This is a genomic window from Microbacterium caowuchunii, assembly GCF_008727755.1.
Taxonomy (GTDB): domain Bacteria; phylum Actinomycetota; class Actinomycetes; order Actinomycetales; family Microbacteriaceae; genus Microbacterium; species Microbacterium caowuchunii.
Window position 1 is genome coordinate 438,191 of the sequence record NZ_CP044231.1, and the last position, 17,157, is coordinate 455,347.

The window sequence follows — 17,157 nt, forward strand, 5'->3', positions numbered from 1 at the left end:
ATCCCCCTGTCTTCATATGGTGGTCGGCTGTGCGTTCGTGCCCCCGCAGATAGCGGCGTCCGGTGCGAACGCTTCGGGGACGATCGAGCACTCCATCTGACACGAGGATCACGAGGCCCTTTTATGGGCCATGGAGGTTATCCCTTGGCTGCCGCGCCCCACGCAAGCACCCCCACCACCAAGACCCCCAAGAACGGCCGCGGAGCATCCCGCGTTTCGTTCGCCAAGATCTCCGACACGCTGACGGTCCCCGACCTTCTCGCGCTGCAGACCGAGTCGTTCGACTGGCTGGTCGGCAACGACGCGTGGAAGCAGCGCGTCGCGGAGGCCGAGGCAGCGGGTCGTACCGACGTTCCCCGCACCAGCGGCCTCGAGGAGATCTTCGAGGAGATCTCCCCGATCGAAGACCTCAGCGAGACGATGCAGCTGAGCTTCACCAACCCGTACCTCGAGCCCGAGAAGTACTCCATCGAGGAGTGCAAGGAGCGTGGCAAGACCTACGCCGCGCCGCTCTACGTCGAGGCCGAGTTCATGAACCACCAGACCGGTGAGATCAAGACCCAGACGGTCTTCATGGGCGACTTCCCGCTGCAGACCGGCAAGGGCACGTTCATCATCAACGGCACCGAGCGTGTCGTCGTCTCCCAGCTGGTGCGCTCGCCCGGCGTCTACTTCGATCGCGTCGCCGACAAGACGAGCGACAAGGACATCGTGTCGGCCCGCGTCATCCCCAGCCGCGGCGCATGGCTCGAGTTCGAGATCGACAAGCGCGATCAGGTCGGCGTGCGCATCGACCGCAAGCGCAAGCAGTCGGTCACCGTCTTCCTCAAGGCCCTCGGCCTGACCAGCGAAGACATCCGGAACGAGTTCGCCGGCTTCACCTCCATCGAGGAGACGCTCGAGAAGGACACCATCCTCACCAAGGAGGACGCCCTTCGCGACATCTACCGCAAGCTCCGCCCGGGCGAGCAGGTGGCCGCCGAGGCCGCCCGCGCGCTCCTGGACAACTTCTACTTCTCTTCGAAGCGCTACGACCTCGCGAAGGTCGGCCGCTACAAGATCAACCAGAAGCTGGGCCTGGACAAGCCGCTCTCCGACTCGGTGCTGACCGTCGACGACATCGTCGCGACGATCAAGTACCTCGTCGCGCTGCACCGCGGCGACGCCACGTTCGAGGGCATCCGCAACGGCAAGCCGGCCGAGATCCGCATCGACATCGACGACATCGACAACTTCGGCAACCGTCGCATCCGCGCGGTCGGCGAGCTGATCCAGAACCAGGTCCGCACCGGTCTGTCCCGCATGGAGCGCGTCGTCCGCGAGCGCATGACCACGCAGGACATCGAGGCGATCACCCCGCAGACCCTGATCAACGTCCGTCCCGTCGTGGCGGCGATCAAGGAGTTCTTCGGCACGTCGCAGCTGTCGCAGTTCATGGACCAGAACAACCCGCTCGCGGGTCTGACCCACAAGCGTCGCCTGTCGGCGCTGGGCCCCGGTGGTCTGTCCCGTGAGCGTGCCGGCGTCGAGGTCCGTGACGTCCACCCCTCGCACTACGGCCGCATGTGCCCGATCGAGACCCCGGAAGGCCCGAACATCGGCCTGATCGGATCGCTCGCGTCCTTCGCGCGCATCAACTCGTTCGGCTTCATCGAGACGCCGTACCGCCGTGTCGTGGACGGTCTGGTCACCACCGACATCGACTACCTCACCGCGAGCGAGGAGAACGACTACATCGTCGCGCAGGCCGGTGCCGAGCTCGACGCGCAGGGTCGCTTCACGCAGGACCGCGTCCTGGCCCGTCGCGGCCAGGGTGGCGAGGTCGACCTCTTCCCGGTCGACGAGATCGGCTACATGGACGTCTCCCCGCGCCAGATGGTGTCGGTCGCGACCTCCCTCATCCCGTTCCTCGAGCACGACGACGCGAACCGCGCCCTGATGGGTGCGAACATGCAGCGTCAGGCCGTGCCGCTCGTGCGCAGCGAGTCGCCCGTGGTCGGTACCGGTATGGAGGGCTACGCCGCGATCGATGCCGGTGACGTCGTCACCGCGGAGAAGTCCGGTGTCGTCGCCGAGGTCTCGGCCGACGTCGTGACCATCCAGCTCGACGAGGGCGGCACGCAGGACTACTTCCTGCGCAAGTTCGACCGCTCCAACCAGGGCACGTCGTACAACCAGCGCGTCATCGTCTCCGCAGGCGAGCGCATCGAGGCCGGCGAGGTCATCGCCGACGGCCCCGCGACGGAGAACGGCGAGCTCGCGCTCGGCAAGAACCTCCTCGTGGCGTTCATGACCTGGGAAGGTCACAACTTCGAGGACGCGATCATCCTGAGCCAGGAGCTCGTGAAGGACGACACCCTCTCCTCCATCCACATCGAGGAGTACGAGGTCGACGCGCGCGACACGAAGCTGGGCAAGGAGGAGATCACCCGTGACCTCCCCAACGTCAGCCCGGACCTGCTGAAGGACCTGGACGAGCGCGGCATCATCCGTATCGGCGCCGAGGTCCGCCCCGGTGACATCCTGGTCGGCAAGGTCACGCCCAAGGGCGAGACCGAGCTGTCCGCCGAGGAGCGCCTGCTCCGCGCGATCTTCAACGAGAAGAGCCGCGAGGTCCGCGACACGTCGCTGAAGGTTCCCCACGGTGAGCAGGGCACGATCATCGCGGTCAAGGAGTTCAACGCCGAGGACGGCGACGACGAGCTCGGCTCCGGCGTCAACCGCCGCGTCGTGGTCTACATCGCCCAGAAGCGCAAGATCACCGAAGGCGACAAGCTCGCCGGCCGTCACGGCAACAAGGGCGTCATCGCCAAGATCCTGCCGGTCGAGGACATGCCGTTCCTCGCCGACGGAACTCCGGTCGACGTCATCCTGAACCCGCTCGGCATCCCCGGACGCATGAACTTCGGTCAGGTCCTGGAGCTCCACCTCGGCTGGATCGCCCAGCAGGGCTGGAAGGTCGAGGGCAACCCGGAGTGGGCGGCTCAGCTCCCCGAGATCGCCCGCGAGGCCGCTCCCGGTACGAAGGTCGCCACCCCGGTGTTCGACGGTGCGTTCGAGTCGGAGATCGCGGGTCTGCTCGACTCGACGAACCCGACCCGCGACGGTGACCGCCTGATCGACTCGACGGGTAAGACGCTCCTGTTCGACGGTCGCTCCGGAGAGCCGTTCCCGGCGCCGATCTCGGTGGGCTACATGTACATCCTGAAGCTGCACCACCTCGTGGACGACAAGATCCACGCGCGTTCGACCGGTCCGTACTCGATGATCACGCAGCAGCCGCTGGGTGGTAAGGCGCAGTTCGGTGGTCAGCGTTTCGGTGAGATGGAGGTGTGGGCGCTCGAGGCATACGGCGCCGCCTACGCCCTCCAGGAGCTCCTCACGATCAAGTCCGACGACATCCTCGGCCGCGTCAAGGTGTACGAGGCCATCGTCAAGGGCGAGAACATCCAGGAGCCCGGCATCCCCGAGTCGTTCAAGGTGCTCATGAAGGAGATGCAGTCGCTCTGCCTGAACGTCGAGGTCCTCTCGGCCGACGGCACCCCCGTGAATCTCCGCGACACGGATGACGACGCGTTCCGCGCTGCCGAGGAGCTCGGCATCAACATCTCCAGCCGCTTCGAATCCTCGTCCATCGACGAGATCTGATCCGGCCAGGCAAACGCAGAAAGCGACACAGGAGAACCAGTGCTCGAATCAACCACTTTCGATCAGCTTCGCATCGGCCTGGCCACTGCCGACGACATCCGTCGTTGGTCCTTCGGCGAGGTCAAGAAGCCCGAGACCATCAACTACCGCACGCTGAAGCCGGAGAAGGACGGTCTCTTCGGAGAGCAGATCTTCGGACCTTCGCGTGACTGGGAGTGCGCCTGCGGCAAGTACAAGCGGGTCCGCTTCAAGGGAATCGTCTGCGAGCGCTGCGGCGTGGAGGTCACCAAGTCCTCCGTGCGTCGTGAGCGCATGGGCCACATCGAGCTCGCCGCACCCGTCACCCACATCTGGTACTTCAAGGGCGTGCCCTCGCGCCTCGGGTACCTGCTCGACATGGCGCCGAAGGACCTCGAGAAGGTCATCTACTTCGCCGCCTACATGGTGATCTCGGTCGACGAGGAGGCGCGTCACCGCGACCTCCCCACGCACGAGAACAACCTGCGCCTCGAGATCAAGAACATCGCCGACCGCCGTGACGCCCGCGTCGCGACGCGCATGGCGAAACTGGAGGAGGAGCTGGCCGCCCTGGAGGCGGAAGGCGCCAAGGCCGACCAGAAGAAGAAGGTCAAGGACCTCGCCGAGAAGGAGATGTCCTCCATCCGCAAGAACGCGGACGAGCAGCTCAACAAGCTCGAGCGCGTGTGGGAGGAGTTCCGCAACCTCGAGGTCGGCGCCCTCAAGCCCGAGGACGAGGTCTTCAACGAGCTCGTCGACCGGTTCGGTCAGTACTTCGAGGCCCACATGGGTGCGGAGTCGATCAAGCGTCGCCTCGAGGCCTTCGATCTCGCGGCCGAAGCCGAGAGCCTGCACCTGCAGATCTCGGAGGGCAAGGGCCAGCGCAAGATCCGTGCGATCAAGCGCCTGAAGGTCGTCAACTCCTTCCTGACGACGGGCATGAGCCCGGCGTCCATGGTGCTCGACGTCGTCCCGGTGATCCCGCCGGAGCTGCGCCCGATGGTGCAGCTGGACGGTGGCCGCTTCGCGACCTCCGACCTGAACGACCTGTACCGTCGCGTGATCAACCGCAACAACCGCCTCCGTCGTCTGCTCGACCTCGGTGCCCCCGAGATCATCGTGAACAACGAGAAGCGGATGCTGCAGGAGGCCGTCGACGCGCTGTTCGACAACGGCCGCCGCGGTCGTCCCGTCACGGGCACGGGTAACCGTGCGCTGAAGTCCCTGAGCGACATGCTCAAGGGCAAGCAGGGCCGGTTCCGTCAGAACCTGCTCGGCAAGCGCGTGGACTACTCGGGCCGTTCGGTCATCATCGTCGGTCCGCAGCTGAAGCTGCACCAGTGCGGTCTGCCCAAGCAGATGGCCCTGGAGCTGTTCAAGCCGTTCGTGATCAAGCGCCTGATCGACCTCGGTCACTCGCAGAACATCAAGGCCGCGAAGCGTGCCGTCGAGCGCACGCGTCCCGAGGTCTGGGACGTGCTCGAGGAGATCATCCGCGAGCGTCCCGTGCTGCTCAACCGTGCGCCCACGCTGCACCGTCTCGGTATCCAGGCGTTCGAGCCGCAGCTCGTGGAGGGCAAGGCCATCCAGCTGCACCCGCTCGTCTGCGCCGCCTTCAACGCGGACTTCGACGGTGACCAGATGGCCGTCCACCTCCCGCTGTCGGTCGAGGCCCAGGCCGAGGCGCGCATCCTGATGCTCGCCTCGAACAACATCCTGAAGCCGTCGGACGGTCGCCCGGTCACCCTGCCTTCGCAGGACATGATCATCGGCCTGCACCACCTGACCACGGTCAAGGAGGGCGCCACCGGTGAGGGACGCGTCTTCGGTTCCGTCGGCGAGGCCATCCTCGCCAAGGACGAGGGCACGCTCGACCTGCAGGCGAAGGTCCGGATCCGCATCCGGGGTCTGTCCTTCCTCGAGGGCGAGGCCCCCGAGGGTTACGAGCGCCACGGCCTCGTGGACGCCTCGCTCGGCCAGGCGATCTTCAACGACACCCTGCCCAAGGGCTACCCGTTCGTCCGCGAGCAGGCGGACAAGGGCAAGCTGTCGCAGATCGTGAACAAGCTCGCCGAGGAGTACCCGAAGGTGGAGGTCGCGGCCTCCCTCGACCGGATCAAGGACGCCGGCTTCTACTGGGCCACGCGTTCGGGTGTGACCGTCGCCCTGAGCGACGTGCTCACCCCGCCGAACAAGGCCGAGATCATCGCGGGCTACGAGAAGCAGGCCGCGAAGGTCCAGTCCCAGTACGAGAAGGGCCTCACGACCGACGCCGAGCGTCGTCAGGAGCTCATCAAGATCTGGACGGCGGCGACCGACGAGGTCCAGGTGGCCATGAAGGCGCACTTCCCGGCCGACAACACGATCAACCGCATGGTGTCCTCGGGCGCCCGTGGTAACTGGCTGCAGATCCGGAACATCGCCGGTATGCGAGGCCTGGTGAACAACCCGAAGGGTGAGATCATCGCCCGTCCGATCATCTCCTCGTACCGCGAGGGGCTGTCGGTGGCGGAGTACTTCATCGCGACGCACGGTGCCCGTAAGGGTCTGGCCGACACGGCCCTCCGTACGGCCGACTCGGGTTACCTCACGCGTCGTCTCGTGGACGTCTCGCAGGATGTCATCATCCGCGAGGAGGACTGCGCGACCTCGAAGGGTCTCGAGCTGCCCATCGCCGCCGCGGGTGCGGACGGCGTGCTGGTCAAGGACGCGAACGTCGAGAACTCGGTGTTCGCCCGTACCCTGGCCGCGGACGTCGTGGACGCTTCCGGCACGGTGCTCGCCGAGGCGGGTTCCGACGTCGGCGACGTGCTCATCAACCGCCTGGTCGAGTCCGGCGTCACCTCCATCAAGGTGCGCTCGGTCCTGACCTGCGACTCGGCCGTCGGCGTCTGCGCGAAGTGCTACGGCCGTTCGCTCGCCACCGGCAAGGTCGTCGACATCGGTGAGGCCGTCGGCATCATCGCGGCGCAGTCGATCGGTGAGCCCGGTACCCAGCTGACGATGCGTACCTTCCACACGGGTGGTTCGGCATCGGCCGAGGACATCACGCAGGGTCTGCCGCGTGTCCAGGAGCTGTTCGAGGCGCGTACCCCCAAGGGTGCGTCCCCGATCGCCGAGGCGGACGGTCGCATCACGATCGATGAGACCGACAAGGCCAAGAAGGTCATCCTCACGCCCGACAACGGCGACGAGCCGCACGTCTACCCGGTGCTCAAGCGCGCCACGCTCCTCGTCGAGGACGGGCAGCACGTCGAGGTCGGCCAGCCGATCCTCGTCGGCACGCTCGACCCGAAGGAGATCATGCGCGTCATGGGCGCCCGCGAGGTGCAGAGGTACCTCGTCGGCGGCGTGCAGGGCGTGTACCGGTCGCAGGGTGTGCCGATCCACGACAAGCACATCGAGGTCATCGTGCGCCAGATGCTGCGGAAGGTCACCGTGGTCGACCACGGCGACACGAAGCTGCTGCCCGGTGAGCTCGTCGACTCGCGTCGCTTCATCGACATCAACCGCCAGACGGTCGGCGAGGGCAAGCGTCCCGCGTCGGGCCGTCCGGAGCTGATGGGTATCACGAAGGCGTCGCTCGCGACCGAGTCGTGGCTGTCGGCCGCCTCCTTCCAGGAGACGACCCGCGTGCTCACGCAGGCCGCGATGGAGGGCAAGAGCGACCCGCTCGTGGGCCTGAAGGAGAACGTCATCATCGGAAAGCTGATCCCGGCCGGAACCGGACTTGCGAAGTACCGCAACGTCACGGTCGAGGCGACGGAGGAGGCCAAGAGCGAGCGGTACCCCAACCGCATCTTCGCGTCCGACGGTGCGTACAGCGACACCGACCTGAGCTACGTCGACTTCGACAGCTTCTCGACGGACGACTTCACGCCCGGAACGTACAACTGATCCTGACCGGAGGTCGCCCAGCGCGGCCTCCGGAACGGACACGGAGGGGCCCCGAGCATCACGCTCGGGGCCCCTCCGTCGTTCCCGCAGCGCGGTTCCGCGTGCCGCTGCTCCGTTGCCGGTCGCGTGCCGCTTAACGTGGACGGGGGAGGGGGCGCGGACATGGCACGCATCGGCGGACGCAACAGCGCGATGGCCTGGGTGGTCGGGCTCGGCTGCGCCGCCGTCGTCGGAGCTCTGCTGGTGCTCGCCGCGCCCGCCCTGCCGATGAGCATGCAGCTGGTCGGAGACACCCTCCGCAACGCGTCGGCGGCCGCCTCCGAGCCGGAGGCGACCGCTTCGGTCCCGGCCCCGACGACCGACGCCGTGCCGACGAGCACGCCGGCGTGCCGGGAGCTCTACACGGAATCCCTGTGGGCCCAGCTCGCGCAGCGTGCGGGCGGGGACCCCGTCGAGGACGCCGCGGCGCCGGTGAGCTCCCTGACGACGCTCAGCGCGGCTCTGTCGCCCGCGGTGCGTGTCACCTGCACCTTCGCCGGTGTCAGCACCGGACGCATCGTCACGACCGTCTCGGATGTGCCGGCGGATGCGGCGGCCGTCGCGCGTGCCACCCTCGAGACCGGCGGGTTCACCTGCGCGGGTTTCGGCGACGGCGGCGTCCGCTGCGAACGCACCACCGCCGACGGGATAGAAGAGCAGGCCGTCCGCGCCGGCGTGTGGGTGTCCACGCTCTATTCGGGCTGGCGTCCCGACCGTTACCTGGACCGCGTCGCCCCGCAGCTGTGGGCGCACTGATCCGCAGGGCGGCCGCCGGTCGCGCGACACGCCGGATCCCGTCGGCTTTTCTGCGCGCCTCCGCGGAGGTGCGGGGGAGGCGCAGTAACCTCTCGAACGCGGGGGGACGCCCCGCGGGAGGAGCGCAGTGCGATGAGTGACCAGAAGACGCCGTCGGCAGGAGATCCCGTCGACGAGCCCGGTTCGGTCGACGACGTCGTGGGTCGCGCCAACGAAGGGCTCGCGCACGCGGAGGCCGTGAGGCAGGACGCCGTGGTCGAGGAGGACGTCGTTGTCGTCGAGGAGACGGCCGTGGCGGATCCCTCCGCATCCGATGCGGCCGCCGTGCCGCTCGAGGAGACCGTGGTCGTCGACTCCGTGGAGACCGCCCGCCCCGGCGATGCGTCATCCGCGGACACCGCCGATGACGTGCCCTGGTACGACCGGCCGGAGTCGGTGCCGATGGACCCGATCGCCGAACCCGCCGCTGAGACCACCGTCGCGGCGCCCGCCGCGACCCCCGCAGCCGTGCCCCTGACCGCTCCGCTGGCCGAGCCTTCCTACGTCTCGTCGCCGCAGCCCATCTTCGTGCAGGCGCCCGAGGCGCCGCGCCCGCAGGGCAACCGCGGCGCCGCCGGCGCCATCGGCCTGCTCGCCACCCTCGCCTTCGCCGTGCTGTACCTGGCGGCCACGCTGTGCTTCCGATTCCTGACCGAGGACCTGGCGGTCTCCGAGTTCGGCGCGGCCACGCTCGAGGCACAGGCCACCTGGGCGTTCTGGGTTCCCGTCGTCATCTTCTTCCTGGGCTTCTGGCTGCTCGGTGCCGCCATCAACCGGGGACGCTGGGGGCACTGGGTCATCTGGGGTCTGCTCGTCGGGCTCGTCGCGTACGGCGGCCATCTCCTCGGTGCCCTCTTCCAGGCGCCGTTCTGGGAACTCACCGCGCGTCAGGGGGCGGAACTGCTGGAAACCGAGCTGTTCGCGCCGCTGGCGATCGTCGCGTTCGTGCTGGGCCGGGAACTGACGATCTGGTTCGGCGCCTGGGTCGCGGCGCGCGGTCGCCGGGTCACCGAGCTCAACGAGCAGGCGCAGCGGGAGTACGAGCGCACGCTCGAGGCCGGTCCGCAGCTCGCCCGCGCCTGACATCATGTCCGCGGGCACGGGGGAGCCGGGGCCGGTGCCCCAGACCGTCTCGCTCGCGCTCACCTCTATCGGCTTCTTCGCCCTCGCGATCGCCGGTCTCGGCATCGGCAGCCTGATCACGGATGCGGACGTCATCCCGATCCCCGGTCTCGGCCCCCTGCCCGGCGCCCTCGGGCTCGTGGCCGCGGGTGCCGCGTTCGCCGGGGTGACCTGGCGCCTCGTGCGTGAGGCGCGCCCCCGCTACGCCGGCGTATTCGCGACCATCCTGGCCACGTACCTGGCGTACGGCCTCGTGACCGGCTTCGTCGCCCTCTTCGCCGCGGAGGGCATCGCGACGGCCCTCGCCGTGTCGGGCTCGCTGCTCGTCGGGTGGCCCGGACTGGTGGTCGCCGTCGCGGCCGGAGTCGCCGGGTGGTCCGCGATCGCGCTGGTGCGCACCCGGGCAGGGCGACCGCGTTGGCCCTGGGAGGACGACGCGGACGAATGAGACGCCCGACCAGCGGGTCCGCGGCCTCAAAACAGCGGGAAACCGCTGATGACGGCTACCGTGGACACCGTGGAGCGCTCTCTCGAGACGCAGGTCAGCCAGGCGGTGGACGCCTGGCTGCGCTGGCTGCCCCGCTGGGAGCCGGCCACCCACCGGGGGCGGATCGCCGTCTGCCGCCGGTGCCTCGGCTCGCCGGTGCTCTCGGCTGCGGGCCTCGGAGCCGATGTCCCGCACGGTGTGCAGCACGGGCTTTCCACCCGGATCAAGACGGTCGTCGACCATGCCGTGGCCGACTACACGGCGCGGAACCTCCCGCTGCTGCAGGCGGAGCTCGATCAGCAGGCGGCGCGCAATCGCGCCCGGTCCTACCGGCCCGCCGAGGGCCTGGAGCCGGAGTTCGACGGACTGCCGTTGGACCCGGAGCCCCGGCCGGGAGCCCCCTTCCTGTTCACCATCTCCGGACTCGCCGCGGATCTGGACTCGAGCGTCCCTGCCCTCCCCCCGCTCAGCGACGAGGCGAAGGCCGCGTTGCGGCAGGAGGTCGGACTCGCGGACGACTACGCCAATATGGTCGGACGGGAGGTCTGCGCCATCCTCCTGCACCACCGCATCCGCATCCAGGCAGCGGTCACGCAGTATGTGGAGCCGCAGATCGCCGCCATGCTGGAAGAGTTGACCCGATCGCTCGACGCTCCGTTCGATCCTCGCGACTTCGACGGCCCGACCCTCTGAGGCACCTATGACCGACACCTTCACCGGCTGGAATCTTCTGGTCGTCCTGCTCCCCACCACGCTCGTCGGGCTGGCGGTCTACGTGTGGACGGCGCTGGCCCTCGGGGCGGTCTTCGGCAAGCTCGGCATCGCCGGGTGGAAGGCCTGGGTGCCCGTGTACAACGCGGTCGTCGTCCTCGGGCTCGGCGGACTGTCCGGCTGGCTGCTGCTGCTCATGCTGATCCCCGTGTTCGGCCCGATCTTCGTGTTCGTGGCGCTCGTGACGGCCGCCCACCGCATCGGCGCCGCGTTCGGATGCGGCGCGGGGATGACGGTGCTGGCGGCGCTGCTGTTCCCGGTCTGGGCGAGTGTGCTCGGCTTCGGCGCCGCACGCCCGGTCGAGCCCTTGCCCCTGCGCGCGGCCACGCGCGGCGGCGAGGAGGATCTGTCGGACTTCTCCGCGCGGTTCGAGCGGGGCCACGGGGGAGAGGACCTCCTCAGCGCGCGGCGGTCCGTGCCCTCACCGTCCGCGTGGATCCCGCCTGCGGCGTCCGTCGCCCCGGTGGACGCCCCGCCGACCGCACCGGTGGCGACGATCGCTCCGTCGTGGCCGGAACCGTACGCCCCGTCCCCCGCCACGGCCGATCCGTTCGCCGTGTCCGAGGGCGCAGCGGCCTCCGTGGCCCCGCACGCGACCGAGGCGCCGGAGCGAGCCACGTTCGCGGAGGAGCGGATGCCGGAGCCCGCGGCGGCACCGCCGGTCATGTCATGGTGGCAGCCGGCGATCGTCGAGGAGGCCGAGGAGCCCGACCAGGCGCAGGTCCTCGCCGACATCCCGGACTGGGCCCGGCCCGTCTCCTCCGCGCCGGTGGATCCGCCCGCGGAGACCGCTCCTCCCGCGGTGCTCGAGACCGTTCCGCCCATGGTCGTTCCGCCCGCCGTCGTTCCGCCTCTGCTGTCGCCGGACGTGTCCGCCCCGGCCGCGGCGGAGGAGCCGGATGCGGCCCCGGTCGAGACGCCGGACGCGCACGACGCGCCCTCGATGTTCGCCCCGCCCCCCGTCCTGCGCGGATCGTTCCTCGCCGAGCCGGATGCCTTCCCGGAGGCTTCCGGCGAGGTCTCCGCCGTCGTCGGCTCGCCCATCGCGGGACCGCCCCGCTCCGCGGCCGCATCCGTCTCGGCGTCCCGTCCCGGCGTCGGCGACTTCGACGAGGACACCGTCATCGCGTCCCGGCGTCGCCCCAAGTGGGCTCTCGCCCTGCCCGACGGCACCACGTTCGACCTGAGCGGGGACACGGCGGTGCTCGGTCGTCGCCCGATGCCGGTGCACGCCGCCCCCGGCGCGCAGCTCGTGCTGGTGGTGGACGACACCCGAACGGTCTCGAAGACCCACGCCCTGCTGCGCCGCGAAGCCGAATCCTGGATGGTCTCCGACCTCGGATCGACCAACGGTGTCGTGGTCGTCGAAGATGGTGCCGAGGTGGAGGTCGCCCCCGGGGCGGCTCACGAGGTGCAGGAGACCTTCCTGCTCGGCGACGCCGTCCTGCGTCTCGTCCGAACGGACCTCTGATCCGCGTTTGACCGGTTCCCTCCCGGGCGCGTATCATGGATCGGGTGTGCGCTCTCGCGCGCCTTGCGACGTGCCTCGGTACGGCGACGGGTGTCAGAGCCGCCATCTCAGGGACTGTCCTGCGAACAGGGCACCCCCACGGCATACCCACCACCCCAAAGAGGCACCAGTCCGGCTGTCCTCTCGGTGGGTCCGCGTGAGCTCGACCCGACACGGATCGTAAAGGATCCGTCAGGGACGGGGGAGACCACGACGCTGTCACCGTGCAGCACTATCAAGGAGAGAACGTGCCAACCATTCAGCAGTTGGTTCGCAAGGGCCGCTCGCCGAAGGTCACCAAGACCAAGGCGCCCGCCCTTAAGTCGAACCCTCAGCAGGCGGGTGTCTGCACCCGCGTGTACACGACCACGCCCAAGAAGCCGAACTCGGCGATGCGCAAGGTCGCCCGTGTGAAGCTCCGTAACGGTACCGAGGTCACGGCCTACATCCCGGGTGAGGGTCACAACCTGCAGGAGCACTCGCTGGTGCTCGTGCGCGGCGGTCGTGTGAAGGACCTTCCGGGTGTCCGTTACAAGATCGTCCGCGGCGCCCTGGACACCCAGGCCGTCAAGAACCGCAAGCAGGCCCGTAGCCGCTACGGCGCGAAGAAGGGTTAAGGAAGATGCCTCGTAAGGGTCCCGCCCCGAAGCGCCCCGTTGTCAACGACCCCGTGTACGGTGCTCCCATCGTCACCCAGCTGGTCAACAAGATCCTCGTCGACGGCAAGAAGTCGCTCGCCGAGTCGATCGTCTACGACGCCCTCCGCGGCGTCGAGGCGAAGAACAGCCAGGACGCCGTCGCGACGCTGAAGAAGGCGCTCGACAACGTCCGTCCCACCCTCGAGGTCAAGAGCCGCCGCGTCGGTGGCTCGACCTACCAGGTTCCGGTCGAGGTCAAGCCGCACCGCGCGAACACGCTCGCGCTGCGCTGGCTCGTGAGCTACGCGAAGGGTCGTCGTGAGAAGACGATGACCGAGCGCCTGCAGAACGAGATCCTCGACGCCTCGAACGGTCTGGGGGCCGCGGTCAAGCGCCGCGAGGACACCCACAAGATGGCCGAGTCGAACCGCGCCTTCGCGCACTACCGCTGGTAGCAGCGGCGCGTCGGCCCCGTGTGCATCCGCACCGGGGCCGACGCACCCACGTTTTCCCGAACCACACGTAAGGAACAGCCCGTGGCACAAGAAGTGCTCACCGACCTCAACAAGGTCCGCAACATCGGCATCATGGCGCACATCGATGCCGGCAAGACGACGACGACCGAGCGCATCCTGTTCTACACGGGCGTCAACCACAAGATCGGCGAGACGCACGACGGTGCGGCCACGACCGACTGGATGGAGCAGGAGCAGGAGCGCGGCATCACCATCACGTCCGCCGCCGTGACCTGCTTCTGGGACAAGCACCAGATCAACATCATCGACACCCCCGGTCACGTCGACTTCACCGTCGAGGTGGAGCGCTCGCTCCGCGTCCTCGACGGCGCCGTCGCCGTCTTCGACGGCAAGGAGGGCGTCGAGCCCCAGTCCGAGACCGTGTGGCGTCAGGCCGACAAGTACGACGTCCCCCGCATCTGCTTCGTCAACAAGATGGACAAGCTCGGCGCGGACTTCTACTTCACGGTCGACACGATCGTGAACCGCCTGAAGGCCAAGCCCCTCGTGCTGCAGATCCCGATCGGCTCCGAGAGCGAGTTCGTCGGTGTCGTCGACCTCGTCGAGATGCGTGCCCTCGTGTGGCCCGGCGATGCCAAGGGTGACGTCACCATGGGCGCCAAGTACGAGGTCCAGGAGATCCCCGCGGATCTGGCCGACAAGGCCGCCGAGTACCGCGAGAAGCTCATGGAGACCGTCGCGGAGACCGACGAGGCGCTGCTGGAGAAGTACTTCGGTGGCGAGGAGCTCACCGTCGCCGAGATCAAGGGCGCGATCCGCAAGCTCACCGTCGCCGGCGAGCTGTACCCCGTGCTCTGTGGCTCGGCTTTCAAGAACCGCGGCGTGCAGCCGATGCTGGACGCGGTCGTGGACTACCTCCCGAACCCGCTCGACGTGGGCTCGATCGAGGCGCACGACCCGAAGGACGAAGAGATCGTCATCGAGCGTCACCCGGACGCCAAGGACCCGTTCGCGGCCCTCGCGTTCAAGGTCGCCGTGCACCCGTTCTTCGGTCGTCTGACCTACGTGCGCGTGTACTCCGGTCACCTCGACTCCGGCTCCCAGGTCATCAACTCGACCAAGGGCAAGAAGGAGCGCATCGGGAAGATCTTCCAGATGCACGCCAACAAGGAGAACCCGGTCGACTCGCTGACCGCCGGCAACATCTACGCGGTCATCGGCCTGAAGGACACCACCACCGGTGACACCCTCGCCGACATCAGCGCGCCGGTCGTCCTCGAGTCGATGACGTTCCCCGAGCCCGTCATCGAGGTCGCGATCGAGCCGAAGACGAAGGCCGACCAGGAGAAGCTGGGTCTCGCGATCCAGAAGCTCGCTGAAGAGGACCCGACCTTCCGCACCGAGCTCAACCCGGAGACGGGCCAGACCGTCATCAAGGGCATGGGCGAGCTGCACCTGGACATCCTCGTGGACCGCATGAAGCGCGAGTTCCGCGTCGAGGCCAACGTCGGAAAGCCGCAGGTCGCGTACCGCGAGACGATCAAGAAGGCCGTCGAGCGTCACGATTACACGCACAAGAAGCAGACCGGTGGTTCCGGCCAGTTCGCGAAGATCCAGTTCGCGATCGAGCCGCTCGAGCTCAGCGCCGAGAAGACGTACGAGTTCGAGAACAAGGTCACCGGTGGACGCATCCCGCGTGAGTACATCGAGCCGACCAACCAGGGCTTCCAGGACGCCATGAACGTCGGCGTGCTCGCCGGCTACCCCATGGTGGGCGTCAAGGCGACGCTGCTCGATGGTGCATCCCACGACGTCGACTCCTCGGAGATGGCGTTCAAGATCGCCGGTTCCATGGGCTTCAAGGAAGCGCTGCGCAAGGCCAACCCGGTCATCCTCGAGCCGCTCATGGCGGTCGAGGTCCGTACGCCCGAGGAGTACATGGGCGACGTGATCGGTGACCTGAACTCGCGTCGTGGCCAGATCCAGTCGATGGAGGATGCGGCCGGCGTCAAGGTCGTCCGCGCCAACGTCCCGCTGTCGGAGATGTTCGGTTACATCGGTGACCTGCGGTCGAAGACCTCCGGTCGTGCCGTCTACTCCATGGAGTTCGACAGCTACGCCGAGGTGCCCCGCGCGGTCGCCGACGAGATCATCCAGAAGAACAAGGGCGAGTAACCCGATTTCCGGCCCCTCGCCCGTCGGGGGGCCGGACCACAACTTCACACAGAATCACCACACTTCTCTCCACTAAGCTGAGAATCAATCCCCGTAGAGAACCGGACGCAATCCAGCGCCCGAGCGATCTACACGAATGTCCTAGGAGGACCCCGTGGCTAAGGCCAAATTCGAGCGGACCAAGCCGCACGTGAACATCGGAACGATCGGTCACGTCGACCACGGCAAGACCACGCTCACCGCCGCAATCTCGAAGGTGCTCGCCGACAAGTACCCGTCGGCCACCAACGTGCAGCGTGACTTCGCGTCGATCGACTCGGCTCCCGAAGAGCGTCAGCGCGGTATCACGATCAACATCTCGCACGTCGAGTACGAGACCCCGAAGCGTCACTACGCTCACGTCGACGCCCCGGGTCACGCTGACTACATCAAGAACATGATCACCGGTGCCGCTCAGATGGACGGCGCGATCCTCGTGGTCGCAGCCACCGACGGCCCGATGGCTCAGACGCGTGAGCACGTTCTGCTCGCCAAGCAGGTCGGCGTGCCGTACCTGATGGTCGCGCTGAACAAGTCCGACATGGTCGACGACGAGGAGATCCTGGAGCTCGTCGAGCTCGAGGTCCGCGAGCTGCTGTCCAGCCAGGGCTTCCCCGGCGACGACGCTCCGGTCGTCCGCGTCTCGGGTCTGAAGGCTCTCGAGGGTGACGAGAAGTGGGTCCAGTCGATCCTCGACCTCATGGACGCCGCTGACGAGTCCATCCCGGACCCGGTGCGCGACAAGGACAAGCCGTTCCTCATGCCGATCGAGGACGTCTTCACGATCACCGGTCGTGGCACGGTCGTCACCGGCCGCGCCGAGCGTGGCACGCTCGCGATCAACTCCGAGGTCGAGATCGTCGGCATCCGCCCGACGCAGAAGACCACGGTCACCGGTATCGAGATGTTCCACAAGCAGCTCGACGAGGCATGGGCCGGCGAGAACTGCGGTCTCCTGCTCCGCGGTCTCAAGCGTGACGACGTCGAGCGCGGCCAGGTCGTCGTGAAGCCGGGTTCGGTTACGCCCCACACCAACTTCGAGGGCACGGCGTACATCCTGTCCAAGGAGGAGGGTGGCCGTCACAACCCGTTCTACACGAACTACCGCCCGCAGTTCTACTTCCGCACCACGGACGTCACCGGCGTCATCTCGCTGCCCGAGGGCACCGAGATGGTCATGCCCGGCGACACCACGGACATGACGGTGGAGCTCATCCAGCCCATCGCCATGGAAGAGGGCCTCGGCTACGCGATCCGTGAGGGTGGCCGCACCGTCGGCGCCGGCACGGTCACGAAGATCCTCAAGTAACTCTCTCGAGTTCCTTCCCGAAACCCCCCGGCGAAATCCGGGGGGTTTCGTGCGTCCGGGTGCAGCAGCCACAGGGTCGCGGCTCGACCGCGGAGCCGCTCCGGGGCGGCGTACGCAGGAGGGACTAAAGACACTTCACGCCTTCCGCGACGGGGGTTAGCGTTTGCCGACCGGCGTGTTTGCAGGTGGTTCGCTGAAGGGAACACACCTGAGGCTGATCGCACGGCGCGGGT

General features: G+C 67.9%; 11 protein-coding genes. All 11 read left to right on the forward strand.

Annotated elements, in window-relative coordinates; all coding sequences use genetic code 11:
- Positions 1-123 precede the first annotated feature (123 nt).
- The gene (rpoB, locus tag F6J84_RS02025; protein WP_420846166.1) at positions 124-3,648 is read left to right on the forward strand and encodes a DNA-directed RNA polymerase subunit beta; all 3,525 of its coding nucleotides are present in this window, start codon (positions 124-126) and stop codon (positions 3,646-3,648) included.
- 39 nt (positions 3,649-3,687) lie between these two features.
- Positions 3,688-7,563, forward strand: coding sequence for a DNA-directed RNA polymerase subunit beta' (rpoC, locus tag F6J84_RS02030; protein WP_150970971.1), 3,876 nt, complete (start codon positions 3,688-3,690; stop codon positions 7,561-7,563).
- Between the two features lie 162 nt (positions 7,564-7,725).
- A complete protein-coding gene (locus F6J84_RS02035) occupies positions 7,726-8,358 on the forward strand; it encodes a hypothetical protein (protein ID WP_150970973.1) in 633 nt (210 codons plus the stop codon).
- Between the two features lie 132 nt (positions 8,359-8,490).
- The gene (locus F6J84_RS02040; protein WP_150970975.1) at positions 8,491-9,480 is read left to right on the forward strand and encodes an ABC transporter; all 990 of its coding nucleotides are present in this window, start codon (positions 8,491-8,493) and stop codon (positions 9,478-9,480) included.
- Positions 9,481-9,484: 4 nt separating this feature from the next.
- On the forward strand, positions 9,485-9,967 hold the full coding sequence (locus F6J84_RS02045) for a hypothetical protein (RefSeq protein ID WP_150970977.1): 483 nt from the start codon (positions 9,485-9,487) through the stop codon (positions 9,965-9,967).
- A gap of 69 nt (positions 9,968-10,036) precedes the next feature.
- The gene (locus tag F6J84_RS02050) at positions 10,037-10,699 is read left to right on the forward strand and encodes a spermidine/putrescine ABC transporter substrate-binding protein (protein WP_150974642.1); all 663 of its coding nucleotides are present in this window, start codon (positions 10,037-10,039) and stop codon (positions 10,697-10,699) included.
- 7 nt (positions 10,700-10,706) lie between these two features.
- Complete coding sequence (locus tag F6J84_RS02055; RefSeq protein ID WP_150970979.1) at positions 10,707-12,248, forward strand: DUF5684 domain-containing protein; 1,542 nt, start codon at positions 10,707-10,709, stop codon at positions 12,246-12,248.
- 287 nt (positions 12,249-12,535) lie between these two features.
- Complete coding sequence (gene rpsL, locus F6J84_RS02060) at positions 12,536-12,904, forward strand: 30S ribosomal protein S12 (RefSeq protein ID WP_017201609.1); 369 nt, start codon at positions 12,536-12,538, stop codon at positions 12,902-12,904.
- A gap of 5 nt (positions 12,905-12,909) precedes the next feature.
- Positions 12,910-13,380, forward strand: coding sequence for a 30S ribosomal protein S7 (rpsG, locus tag F6J84_RS02065; protein ID WP_150893261.1), 471 nt, complete (start codon positions 12,910-12,912; stop codon positions 13,378-13,380).
- Positions 13,381-13,461: 81 nt separating this feature from the next.
- On the forward strand, positions 13,462-15,576 hold the full coding sequence (gene fusA, locus F6J84_RS02070) for an elongation factor G (protein ID WP_150970981.1): 2,115 nt from the start codon (positions 13,462-13,464) through the stop codon (positions 15,574-15,576).
- Between the two features lie 154 nt (positions 15,577-15,730).
- Positions 15,731-16,924 (forward strand): elongation factor Tu, encoded by a 1,194-nt coding sequence (gene tuf / locus F6J84_RS02075; RefSeq protein ID WP_150970983.1) that lies wholly within the window; start codon positions 15,731-15,733, stop codon positions 16,922-16,924.
- The last annotated feature ends 233 nt before the right edge of the window (positions 16,925-17,157 follow it).

Coding starts and splice junctions, on each gene's coding strand:
- rpsG (WP_150893261.1), top strand. CDS start 12,910: ATGCCTCGTAAGGGTCCCGCCCCGAAGCGCCCCGTTGTCAACGACCCC.
- F6J84_RS02045 (WP_150970977.1), top strand. CDS start 9,485: ATGTCCGCGGGCACGGGGGAGCCGGGGCCGGTGCCCCAGACCGTCTCG.
- F6J84_RS02040 (WP_150970975.1), top strand. CDS start 8,491: ATGAGTGACCAGAAGACGCCGTCGGCAGGAGATCCCGTCGACGAGCCC.
- F6J84_RS02055 (WP_150970979.1), top strand. CDS start 10,707: ATGACCGACACCTTCACCGGCTGGAATCTTCTGGTCGTCCTGCTCCCC.
- F6J84_RS02035 (WP_150970973.1), top strand. CDS start 7,726: ATGGCACGCATCGGCGGACGCAACAGCGCGATGGCCTGGGTGGTCGGG.
- rpoB (WP_420846166.1), top strand. CDS start 124: ATGGGCCATGGAGGTTATCCCTTGGCTGCCGCGCCCCACGCAAGCACC.